Annotated in this window: 3 protein-coding genes; all 3 read left to right on the plus strand. The window is 55.5% G+C overall.

Going from position 1 to position 4685, the window contains the following annotated elements; translation table 11 throughout:
* Positions 1-364: 364 nt before the first annotated feature.
* The 3 genes from CORAM0001_RS10715 (at position 365) to CORAM0001_RS10725 (ending at position 3676) form a co-directional block, all read left to right on the plus strand.
* Positions 365-1630: an aspartate kinase gene (locus CORAM0001_RS10715; protein ID WP_005512027.1), complete on the plus strand. Its 1266-nt coding sequence runs from the start codon at positions 365-367 to the stop codon at positions 1628-1630.
* A 9-nt stretch (positions 1631-1639) separates the two neighbouring features.
* The gene (locus tag CORAM0001_RS10720) at positions 1640-2680 is read left to right on the plus strand and encodes an aspartate-semialdehyde dehydrogenase (RefSeq protein ID WP_005512023.1); all 1041 of its coding nucleotides are present in this window, start codon (positions 1640-1642) and stop codon (positions 2678-2680) included.
* Between the two features lie 348 nt (positions 2681-3028).
* Positions 3029-3676, plus strand: coding sequence for a hypothetical protein (locus CORAM0001_RS10725; RefSeq protein WP_005512012.1), 648 nt, complete (start codon positions 3029-3031; stop codon positions 3674-3676).
* Positions 3677-4685: the final 1009 nt, after the last annotated feature.

The following is a 4685-nucleotide window of genomic DNA, read 5'->3' on the forward strand; positions in this document are numbered from 1 at the left end:
CCTATTTTTGTCATAAACTCGCACAGTTTCACATTTGCAGCCCGCAGCCGCGTCCGATTCGCACCCAACCGACACCCCACCGATACCCAACCGACGCCCCAAGCACCCCAAACACCCCAGCCGTCACACCCTCCCCGCGCAGTCGCGCCCAACCCACACCCCAAATACCCCAAACACCCAACCCACACCCGAAAACCGGCCACGATACCCCGCAAACCCCTACGCAACCCATTCCAAACCCTCCATGCAACCCCCACCAGCTACGTTTTGGTAACCCACTATGTAATTACGAATACAACTCAAGTAAATTGAGTCAATAATAGTTAAGTGCATATAGTTGCCTAGTTTTTGGAGGTTGCCGACCATGGCACTGGTTGTGCAGAAGTACGGTGGTTCATCCCTGGAGAGCGCCGAACGCATTCGTCGTGTTGCAGAACGAATTGTGGAAACCAAAAAGCAGGGCAATGACGTCGTGGTTGTCTGCTCGGCAATGGGTGACACCACCGATGAGCTTCTGGACCTCGCTGAGCAGGTCAACCCGGTCCCGCCGGGACGCGAGATGGACATGCTGCTGACCGCCGGTGAGCGTATTTCCAATGCGCTGGTGGCTATGGCTATCGCAAGTTTCGGTGCTTCGGCGCGTTCTTTCACCGGTTCGCAGGCCGGCGTTATTACTACGGAGCGTCACGGTAACGCCCGCATTATTGAGGTCACCCCGGGCCGTGTTCGGGAGGCTCTCGATGAAGGGCATATTTGCCTGGTTGCGGGTTTCCAGGGTGTGAACCGTGAGACCAAGGACGTCACTACGCTCGGCCGTGGCGGCTCGGATACCACTGCGGTTGCTCTCGCAGCAGCGCTGGAGGCAGACGTCTGCGAGATTTACTCCGACGTGGATGGCGTGTACACCGCAGACCCGCGCATCGTGCCGGATGCCCAGCGCTTAGACACCATTTCTTTCGAGGAAATGCTGGAAATGGCCGCGGTTGGCGCGAAGATTTTGCAGCTGCGAAGTGTCGAATACGCCCGCGCGTTTAATGTCCCGTTGCGTGTGCGTTCGTCGTATAGCAATGAACTTGGCACCCTTGTTGATGGATCGATGGAGGATATCCCTATGGAAGAAGCAGTTCTGACTGGTGTGGCGCATGACCGCTCCGAGGCGAAGGTGACCGTGCTGGGCATTCCGGATGATCCGGGCCAGGCGGCGAAGATGTTCCGTGCGGTGGCGGATGCGGAGATCAACATCGATATGGTGCTGCAGAACGTCTCCACCGTCGCGGATAACCGCACTGACATTACTTTCACCTGCCCGCGCGAGGATGCTCCGAGGGCAATGGCGTTGCTGAAGAAGCTGCAGGCTGACAATGACTGGAAGGACGTGCTTTACGACGATCACGTGGGCAAGGTCTCCTTGGTCGGTGCTGGCATGAAGTCCCACCCGGGTGTGACTGCGACGTTCTGTGAGGCGCTCGCTGATGAGGGTGTGAATATCGACCTGATTTCCACTTCTGAGATTCGTATCTCAGTACTGGTTAATGACCAGGATGTCGATAAGTCCGTGAAGGCCCTGCACGATGCTTTCAATCTCGGTGGCGACACTGAGGCTGTTGTTTACGCTGGTACGGGACGTTAAGGAGTTCTAATGACCACGATTGCTGTTGTTGGTGCCACTGGCCAGGTTGGCCGTGTGATGCGCACTCTGCTGGCGGAGCGTGATTTCCCGGCCGATAAGGTTCGTTTCTTCGCTTCGGCGCGTAGTGCGGGCAAGGAGTTGGAGTTCCGCGGCGAGAAGATTGTTGTCGAGGATGCCGCGGCTACTTCCGACGAGGACCTGAAGGGCATTGATGTCGCGGTGTTCTCCGCTGGCGGCACGCTGTCGAAGGAGCAGGCTCCGCGTTTTGCGGCTGCTGGCGCTGTTGTTGTTGATAACTCGTCGGCGTGGCGTAAGGATCCGGAGGTCCCGTTGGTGGTCTCCGAGGTCAACCCGGATGCTTTGCAGGACATCCCGAAGGGCATCGTCGCTAATCCGAACTGCACCACGATGGCCGCGATGCCGGTGCTCAAGCCGCTTCACGACGAGGCCGGGTTGCAGCGTCTGCGTGTGTCCTCTTATCAGGCCGTCTCGGGTTCGGGCCTTGCTGGTGTGAAGGCGCTGGCTGGTCAGGTTCGCGAGAACGTCGACAATTTGGAGCAGCTGACCACTGATGGCTCGGCTCTGGTTGCGGAGGACTTTGGTCCGTACGTCGCTCCGATTGCATTCAACGCACTGCCGATGGCCGGTAATTTTGTCGATGACGGTTCGCTGGAGACCGATGAGGAGCAGAAGCTCCGCAATGAGTCCCGCAAGATTCTGTCTATCCCGGAGCTGGCTGTTGCTGGTACTTGTGTGCGTGTTCCGGTGTTCACTGGCCACACGCTGGTGATTCACGCTGAGTTTGAGAATGCTCTGTCCGTGGAGAAGGCAACCGAGCTACTGGAGTCCGCGCCGGGCGTGAAGGTCGTCGACGTTCCGAATCCGCTTGCTGCCGCTGGCGTGGATGAGTCCCTGGTGGGCCGCATCCGTGTCGATCAGTCGGTTCCGGAGGGGCGTGGCCTGGTGTTGGTTGTCTCCGGTGACAATCTGCGTAAGGGCGCTGCTCTGAACACCATCCAGATTGCGGAGTTGTTGGTCGCTGGCCAGTAGTTAACCGCGGTACTTAAAAGCGCGAAAAGTTAAGCCTCGGCACTTAGTGTCGGGGCTTTTCTGCTGGAAAAAGGCGAGCCTGGTTTGGGGTGACCAAAGGGCTAACAATGTGACCTGTGACATGCGACGTTTGGGCATAAGTGCAGGTTATATTTTGCCGTTTTTCTAATTCCAATTGCTGGACTGAAGTGCGTCGATTTTCTATATTGTGACCGTTTTTCATCACCGGTACGGTTTTCGTGTGAGCACGGCAGTGGCCGCAAAGGAGAAGGCGAGAAGCCCTTTACCTTCAGCTCTGGGCATCGCGCCACACCATCTATCTACACTTCATTTTTCTAAAGGATCATCATGGATAACCTGTGCAATATCTGCGAACTGATTTCCTCCTTGCCAGCACCGGCTCCGCTGCCGGTACCTGAGTTCAATGTGAACTTCCCGGAGGGCCCGCTGGTTCAGGTTGACTCCCTGTTCCCGGATTTCCACTCTCTGACTGAGGGCGGCAACCTGGGTCTGCAGAACGTCGGAGGCGATCAGGACAACGCTCTGCAGAATGTTGGCGGCAACCAGGGTCTCCAGAACGCTGGCGGCGACCAGCTGAACGGCGGCGACCAGATTGGCGGCGACAAGTTGGTCAAGGGCGACAAGGTCGGTGGCGACCAGGTCAACGACAAGGGCCAGATTGGTGAGCGTCAGTCCGGTTTCCAGACCGGTGGCCAGGATCAGAGCCTGCAGAACGTCGGTGGCGACCAGGGTCTGCAGAACGGTGGCCAGGAGCAGGGTCTACAGACTGGTGGTAAGAACCAGAATGGCCTCCAGACTGGCGGCCAGGAGCAGGGCCTGCAGACCGGCGGTAAGAACCAGGGTGGCCTCCAGACCGGCGGCCAGGAGCAGGGTGCCCAGACCGGTGGCAACAACCAGGGGGGTCTGCTGGCTGAGGACGGTGCGGGTGACAACCTGCCAGTCGACCTGGACCTCACCGGTGCAAAGGCTATCTAAGACCGTTTAAGCCGATTTAGGCACTGCACTGCGCAGAAATTAGCTTGCGCGGCGATTAGCGTGTAACAGCGCACGAGCGCCTTCTCACTCCTTGTGGAGTGGGGAGGCGTTTTTTTGCGTTTATAGCTGGCGACGTGGGGTCGATCCGAGTTACTGACTACGTTTATGACAAAAATGGCCCGAAAAATGTCTTGAAAGTGTCATAAACTCGCACAGTTTCACATTTGCAGCCCTCTATTCAAGCGCGATTTACAGAACGTGATCTGCTGGAATGCCTTGAATCAGACCCACTTTTGTTTATTAGCCGCGGATGGAGAGGGCTGGGGTGGAGAGGCGATTATTTACGCAGCCGCAATTAAGGCATAATTATGCGGCTTATTAAATGCGCCTAGGGGGTTTTGCAAATGGCTCAGAGATGTCATTATTGCGTTCGGAAAATTATTGGGGCGCATTTTCATTAGGTGGGGGTGGGGTGTCGGCTGTGCCTTATCTCACAATTATAAGAATCGTGACATGGGAGACATTTCAGCCCGAATTAATGGGTGGAGATTTATTGAAAAATCTTCATATCTGCAGGTAATGGAGATTTATCTGGGCTGAATGGCTAGGCGTCGTAGAGGAAGGTGGAATGTTGGTATTTGTCCGTTATCCATATGGCTACCCCTGAAAAAATATCCAAACAACAATTATCGGCATTGAAATAAAGGGAAATAGGGGTGTCAATTAAATGGCTCAACAAACATAAAATGTATTTGTTATATTCAGGGGCGGCCAACGCTATAAATGAGAATTAGAAGGCGATGTCAACTGGGCTACCTGTGATGGGGGCTGGAGACGCTTATGCGTGGTCATTGATTGTTCATTGAAGGCTGGAAAGGTAGCGAAAGGTGTATAACGCACTGAAATCGAAGGAAGGGGGAGGGGTCATGTTCGGTCGTTTTACAAACGAGAAGCGCTGGTTGGCGCTATTTAGCTTCATGGCTGTGCTTGCTCTTTTCTTCGCTAAATC

Source organism: Corynebacterium amycolatum SK46, from assembly GCF_000173655.1.
Lineage (GTDB): Bacteria > Actinomycetota > Actinomycetes > Mycobacteriales > Mycobacteriaceae > Corynebacterium > Corynebacterium amycolatum_A.

What these genes read in the sequence shown, in the direction of transcription:
- CORAM0001_RS10715 (WP_005512027.1), top strand. Translation starts at nt 365, where the DNA reads ATGGCACTGGTTGTGCAGAAGTACGGTGGTTCATCCCTGGAGAGCGCC.
- CORAM0001_RS10720 (WP_005512023.1), top strand. Translation starts at nt 1,640, where the DNA reads ATGACCACGATTGCTGTTGTTGGTGCCACTGGCCAGGTTGGCCGTGTG.
- CORAM0001_RS10725 (WP_005512012.1), top strand. Translation starts at nt 3,029, where the DNA reads ATGGATAACCTGTGCAATATCTGCGAACTGATTTCCTCCTTGCCAGCA.